Origin of the sequence: Oceanobacillus sp. MO10714A, assembly GCF_037072045.1 — a bacterium.
In the GTDB taxonomy this organism is placed as follows: Bacteria; Bacillota; Bacilli; order Bacillales; family Amphibacillaceae; genus Oceanobacillus; species Oceanobacillus indicireducens.
Genome location: NZ_JAXHDC010000041.1, coordinates 23209 through 29690 on the forward strand (window position 1 = coordinate 23209; position 6482 = coordinate 29690).

8 protein-coding genes are annotated in these 6482 nt (G+C 41.1%); 3 read left to right on the forward strand and 5 right to left on the reverse strand.

The features are described from left to right. Positions 1-70: 70 nt before the first annotated feature. Positions 71-346 (forward strand): YqhV family protein, encoded by a 276-nt coding sequence (locus SPD53_RS15800; protein ID WP_156856695.1) that lies wholly within the window; start codon positions 71-73, stop codon positions 344-346. Here the strand turns inward: SPD53_RS15800 and SPD53_RS15805 are convergent. The 3 genes from SPD53_RS15805 to SPD53_RS15815 are packed head-to-tail and all read right to left on the reverse strand — an operon-like array spanning position 317 to position 2876. Continuing rightward, positions 317-1147 carry an ATP-binding cassette domain-containing protein gene (locus SPD53_RS15805; protein WP_336253140.1) on the reverse strand — a complete coding sequence of 277 codons (831 nt, stop codon included), beginning with the start codon at positions 1145-1147 and terminating at the stop codon, positions 317-319. The two genes, SPD53_RS15800 and SPD53_RS15805, sit on opposite strands and share 30 nt — an antisense overlap. After that, the gene (gene ssuC / locus SPD53_RS15810) at positions 1144-1908 is read right to left on the reverse strand and encodes an aliphatic sulfonate ABC transporter permease SsuC (RefSeq protein ID WP_188855506.1); all 765 of its coding nucleotides are present in this window, start codon (positions 1906-1908) and stop codon (positions 1144-1146) included. The genes SPD53_RS15805 and ssuC overlap by 4 nt, the downstream gene beginning before the upstream one ends. A 20-nt stretch (positions 1909-1928) precedes the next feature. Next, complete coding sequence (locus SPD53_RS15815) at positions 1929-2876, reverse strand: aliphatic sulfonate ABC transporter substrate-binding protein (protein WP_336253136.1); 948 nt, start codon at positions 2874-2876, stop codon at positions 1929-1931. 187 nt (positions 2877-3063) lie between these two features. Here SPD53_RS15815 and SPD53_RS15820 point away from each other — a divergent pair, with 187 nt between their 5' ends. Next, entirely contained in the window at positions 3064-3555 is a 492-nt protein-coding gene (locus tag SPD53_RS15820) for a DUF3231 family protein (RefSeq protein ID WP_156856692.1), read from the forward strand. 40 nt (positions 3556-3595) lie between these two features. Next, the gene (locus tag SPD53_RS15825; RefSeq protein ID WP_156856755.1) at positions 3596-4810 is read left to right on the forward strand and encodes an MFS transporter; all 1215 of its coding nucleotides are present in this window, start codon (positions 3596-3598) and stop codon (positions 4808-4810) included. 1 nt (position 4811) lies between these two features. Here the strand turns inward: SPD53_RS15825 and SPD53_RS15830 are convergent, their stop codons facing one another. Then, a complete protein-coding gene (locus SPD53_RS15830; protein WP_229782725.1) occupies positions 4812-5426 on the reverse strand; it encodes a YitT family protein in 615 nt (204 codons plus the stop codon). Positions 5427-5503: 77 nt separating this feature from the next. Next, complete coding sequence (locus SPD53_RS15835) at positions 5504-6220, reverse strand: YqjF family protein (protein WP_336253137.1); 717 nt, start codon at positions 6218-6220, stop codon at positions 5504-5506. Positions 6221-6482 lie beyond the last annotated feature (262 nt).

Sequence of the window (6482 nt, forward strand, 5' to 3'; positions counted from 1 at the left end):
TCATACAGTCCTTTTTTGGACTGGCCGGGCATATATTTAAAAATAAACATATTTTTGCAGGGGGAGTACGATGTTTAGTCTATTGGAAAAGGCTGTTCTGTCTATAGCCTTATTACGGATTTTTTCCGGTTCGATCGAAATATTTGCGGCATTTTTAATGATTAAATTTAATGAGATAGAAAAAACTTTAATCATTAACAGTTCACTCGCTTTTGTCGGTCCCCTTATCCTCCTGCTCACTACTGCAATTGGGATTATCGGGATGTCCACAAAAATATCCTTTAGTAAATTCCTGTGGATTTTTCTTGGCGTTGCTCTAATTATTTACGGAATTAAGAAGGGATAGTGATTTTTCATGAAACGGTTGTGTATATTCTTTTTCTGTTCTTTTATTCATAATTCTTGTAAGGATTTCTTCTACATACATACCAAAGGTCGGGTTTGTTCGTTTTCTTGGCCGTGCCAACGCAATGTTTTGGTTTAACGCTATCCTCCCATCTTCTATTAATATCACCCTGTCCGCTATTGCAACTGCTTCTTCTACATCATGTGTAACAAGAATTGCTGTAAATTTCTTTTCTGTCCATAATGTTTCAATCAGTTCTTGCATTTCTAACCTTGTTAGCGCATCAAGTGCGCCTAGAGGTTCATCTAGTAGAAGTAAATTTGGCTCATGAACCAATGCTCTTGCTAAAGCAACCCGCTGTTTTTGACCACCGGAAAGCATGGAAGGAAAGTCATTTGCTCTATCTTCCAGCCCCACTTGGGTGAGGGATTCTAAAGCTTTCTTTTGCTGATCGCCAGGGAGTCCGATACAGACATTATCAATTACCCGCTTCCACGGAAGCAACCTGCCATCTTGAAACATCATTCGGGCCTTTTTATTTAGACCTTGTAATCGCTCCTCATTCAATTGAATCGAACCAGCCTTGGCATCTTCTAGACCTGCAACAAGGCGGAGGAATGTACTTTTCCCGCAACCACTTTTCCCTACAATCGCAACAAATTCTCCTGCCTTTATATTTACGTTTACCCCATTTAATACTTCGCGCTTACCATAACTTTTTTCAAGGCTATTGATTTGAACGTTTACGCCATTTCGTTGTAACGATAGCAAATCAACTTCTCCCCCTTTAATATTCTTCATGTATTCCATTTTAATAACCTTCCTTCGAGATACCTCGCAATAACATCAGACACCTTCCCAAACACTGCATAAATGAGAATACTTAAGACGATAATATCCATTTGCATAAACTCTCTAGCATTCATAGCCATATAGCCAATCCCCGATTGAGCAGAGATTGTTTCCGCGACGATTAGTGTTAACCACATCACTCCAAGGGAAAATCTAATTCCAACTAAAATGGAAGATAGTGCACCTGGTAAAATGACATGAAAAAATAGTTTGTAGCCTTTTAATCCATAAGACTCACCCATTTCAATTAATCGCTTATCAACCGATTTAATTCCGTGATACGTATTAATGTAAACGGGAAACAGCACCCCCAAAGCTACGAGAAATATCTTTGATGTTTCCCCTATCCCAAACCAAAGAATCACAAGCGGAATCAAAGCCAAATGCGGGATGTTCCGCAACATTTGAATGGATGTATCAAACAGTAAATCGGAAATGCGAAATACGCCATTTAGTAAACCAAGCATAAAACCGATTGATCCACCGATGATAAAGCCAACTGCTGCTCTTGTTAAGCTAATGGACATATGGTCATACAATTCCCCGTTTCCTAGTAGAAGAATTGCCGCTTCGATGATTTGTGTTGGGGCAGGTATTATTCTTTCTGAAAGAATGCCTGTAATGGACATAAGTTGCCAAACAATGATTAACGAGCATGGAATAAGCCAAGGCAATAGGCTTCTTGTTGATGTTCGCTTATTTCCTTTCATATCAATACCCCCATCTTCCGTTACTCCATTGTTTCCCTAACCTTTATGGACTTTGGTATAATATCCAGTTGGTAAAAAATGTCTGCAATTTCCTGTTGTTCTTCCATGATCTCTTCTGACAAATCTTCTACACCATACGTTCTCCGTTCAATCATCATGCGAATAGCCGCTTCATCGATTCCCAATATAGGTACTAACATATCAACTAACTCATCAGGATTTTCGTTAGCCCATTTTGATGATGCGGCAACTTCCTCTATAATTATTTCAATGACTTCAGGATACTTCTCCTTAAAGGTTTCGGTAGCTACAAAAAAATCTCTATCTGTTGTTAAACCTTCCCCATCAATAAGAAGTCTGCCATTTGATTCAAGCTCAGTCGATGCCACGTACGGGTCCCATACAACGATTGCATCAATCGTACCTTGTTCAAAAGCAACCCGGGCATCTCCTGGTGTAAGATATGCCGATGTTATATCATCCAACGTGAGTCCTGCTGTTTCTAATGCTTTAATTAACAGGTAATGGGAACTTGATCCTTTTGAAAAACCTATTCTTTTCCCTTTTAAATCTTCAAGTTTCGTGATATCAGAATCGTTAGGTACTAAAATACCACTTCCCTTATATTTGGAAAATCCTACAGCAACATAGGTAAATGAAGTGTCAGCAGCTTGAGCAAAGATAACGGGTGTATTTCCGGTTCTGCCAAAATCGATTGCTTCCGCATTTAACGCCTCAACAAGTAGCGGACCCGCCTGAAACTCCTTCCATTCAACTTTAAACCCTTGTTTTTCCAGACGTTCATCTAACGTACCTAAGGATTTTAGTAAAAGCAGGGGACCATTTTTCTGATATCCAATCCGAACGATCTCTTCATCTTGATCCAAACTGGTAATCGTCCCTGTACTGTTGCAGCCTGCAATGACAAATAAAACGATAAAAAAAGCAAGTAACATCAATTTCCTCACAATAGCTACCATCCTTTATAATTATATTTCTGATGTTAGCCTATGAACAAAAAATATCTAGGTTACTGTCTATTTCAATTCTTCATTACATGTCGCTACGCCTAACAGGGGCTGCCTATTTTGTTCATTTCTTGGATAATATCCGAAGCGAAGAGAGAAACTATACAGGATTAAAAGGAGGGTTAGTATGACTACAAAGAAACAAGATGAACCATTCCATTCAGGTGAGGTGTACCATTTATGGAATTATTTATATCATACGAAGCATCTGCTCGTTACGATGCAAGTGCTTATTAATCATGCAGGAGATCATGATTTAAAAACATATTGCGAAGACTTTGTTGAAAGCTGTCTCATTCAGGAAGAACAGCAAGTCGAAGGGATTTTAAAAGAAGCTGGCATCCGCTTGCCACCGGCACCTCCGGACAGACCTAATGTAGATGTGGAAGATATTCCCGCCGGTGCAAGATTTAATGATGCGGAAATCTTCAACCTTATTCAGAGGGAACTGGTGTCGACGAGGGCTGACAGCAGTTATGTGACAGGAATCGCTTTAAACGAAGACATCCGTTCCATGTTCAGTGACTTCCATGGCCAACAAGAGGAATATGAACAGAAAATAATAGATATAGCAAGGGAAAAAGGATGGCTCGTCCTTCCGCCAATTAATATCAAATAAGCGCAAGGAGTGCACAACGTTGAAAAAAACGAACAATGGAATGACAATACTAGCCGTCGGATCTGTTCCACTCATGATGACTCTTGGGAATTCCATGTTAATTCCTATTCTTCCGGAGATGAAATCTTCGCTCGACTTATCCCAGCTCCAAGTTAGTTTGACAATTACCGTATTTTCAATTGCAGCAGCAATCATGATTCCGATTGTCGGTTATCTGTCCGATCGCTATTCTCGGAAAATCATTATGTTACCATCGCTCATCCTCTTTGCAAGCGGTGCTTTGCTTGCTGGGCTTGCAGCTGCACTATTTGATTCCTATGGATGGATTCTTGTCGGCCGGACGATACAAGGTATTGGAGCAGCTGGCAGTGCCCCGATAGCTATGGCGCTGATTGGTGATTTATTCAAAGGTGGCGAACGCAGCCGGGTTCTCGGAATATTCGAAGCTTCCAATGGGCTAGGTAAAGTACTATCGCCGATAATTGGCTCGCTATTCGCTTTAATTGTCTGGTATGCCGTGTTCTTCGCTTTTCCGGTTCTAAGCATCATAGCGGCAATTTTAGTTTGGATTTTTGTAAAAGAGAAGAAAAATCGCCAATCTCCTCCTCCATTTCGCAAGTATGCACGGGGACTTCTCAGCGTGTTTAAACACGAAGGTAGATGGCTGTTCACTGCTTATCTTGCGGGAGGCACTTGTTTATTTACACTATTTGGGATTCTCTTTTATTTATCCGATGTTCTAGAGACAACGTATCAAATTGACGGTGTACGAAAAGGACTTATCTTAGCAATTCCACTTCTCGTCATGGTGAGTACGTCTTATCTGACGGGGAGTAAGATTGGAAATAACTTAGTCCGCATGAAGCGCTTTTCCGTCATAGGACTGCTGTTTATGACGGTATCTTATAGTTCGCTTATCTGGCTTGAGAGTCTCGTTCCCTTTTTAATAGGACTTGCTTTAAGCAGTATCGGAGCCGGACTTACTTTACCGTGTGTGAACAGTTTAATTACTGGAGCAGTCGGTAAAGAACGCAGAGGCTTCGTTTCGTCCTTGTACGGTTCCGTCCGTTTTCTTGGTGTCGCTCTCGGACCACCCATATTCACACGGTTAATGGACTGGTCCAGAACTGGCATGTTCACAACCATCGCTGCTTTCACTTTCCTCGTTGCTTTGCTCGTTCTCTTTCTTATTCATGTAAAAGGAAAAGACGGGAAGAAGGATCCGAAGAAAGCTTTCCGCTATACGTATGTATAAGCTACTTCTTTCGCCAATCAAGCGAATAGGACTCATTCATTGTAAACTGGAATTGAACAATGATATTAACAATCCTCGTGGCAATCCACTGACTGATGAAGGCGAGGATGATTATTTTCCAGTCGATCAACAAAGCAGCGAATAAAAAGATACAACTATTGATCCAAAATAAAGAACGGCCGGGCAGGAAACCATATTTCCTTGCTAAGATTAGAGCAATGACACCAATACCACCATTGGAAACATTTTGGCGCATCAGGATTCCAATCCCGATCCCTAAAAATATTGAACCAACAATAAGATCAAAGAAGAGCGATCGGTTCGGAATTGTAACATGCTCAAAGAAGGTTACAGTTATAGAAGTCATTGTAATTGCAAGCACGGTCCAGCTTGCAAAACGTTTCCCTAATATATAAAGTCCGAGTAACAGGAGCGAAAAATTGATCACCCAAAGTGCAGTTCCCATGCTCATTCCAAATAAATAATTAAAAAGAACGGTAATCCCGCCCGCTCCCCCTGAAGGAATATATTGCGGGAAGAGAAACAGCCCCATAGCAAAGCCCTGTATTGCCCCACCGGCAAGTACAAGCGTATTCTTTATAAAGATTTCTTTCACGCTGCCCCTCCTTTGAATTTGGACATGTACTATAGCTTATTCTTATTTAGGTCCAATGATGAAAAAGGGGCAGTTTTTTATAGTTCTTCTATTTTCCTCACGCACCAGGAATACACCTTCTTCTTTGCGGCGTAATGGAATACCGGATTACCAGCCTCTTCTATTCCTAGAAAATCGGGCAACATATTCTGTTTGGAAAGAATCACTTCTGCTTCTTGTAATTTCCATGGTTCATGGTAGATATCACCTTTATAAAGAGAGCTGTTTCGCTCCGACCAGAATATATACCTTTCCACAAGCCAGTAGGCAAGACTCGATGCACTCGGTTTATATTCACCAGTAACCGGTCGATACTTTCCAGTAAAACCGATCGATGATTTTCCCTTGCGCTTACTTGTAAAATTTATCCAGTTCCGTTCTTTCTTCATATGGATACCCGCATAATGATATGGCGCATGAAATATCCGCCCTCCCAGAACAGTTAGCCACTGATTCGCATCAAGGCTGAAAAAATAAACTCCTGCTTCTCCATTTCTTTTTACATATGTGCGTACGTTCAATTCCAATAAGGAATGGAAATAAGGAAGTCGCGGAGTAAAATGGAGACGCATATCGGTTATTGCAAATGGGACAATCGAAATCCAAGCCTTTCCATTATAGGTATCAAGTTCTAAGCCCTGCGGAATTTGTTCGCGTAGAATGTCTGCTGGAACAGGTAGGTGCATGAACAAAAGATCATTCCATGTTTGCGTCATTACCCAGATACCCTTGCGTAATTCAAGAATGATTTTCACCTCCATCCTTATAGCTAATCAATTTGTTACTCCTATTCTGCCCGAAAAAACAAAGGCGTAAGCGCCCTTGCAGGTTAAAAACGCGATCGTCTTCGCAACGCCTGGGACTGCGATTACTCGTCCCACCGAAGAGCATTTGTACTAGCACATCCAGTAGTCGTAGCAACGTACAAACTGTGCCTCCCAGGACGGGAGGTAGTTCGATGTTGCCCCATACGTGAGCGAACTTAATCGAACTTCCCCTTTACGGAATGAGATAAAG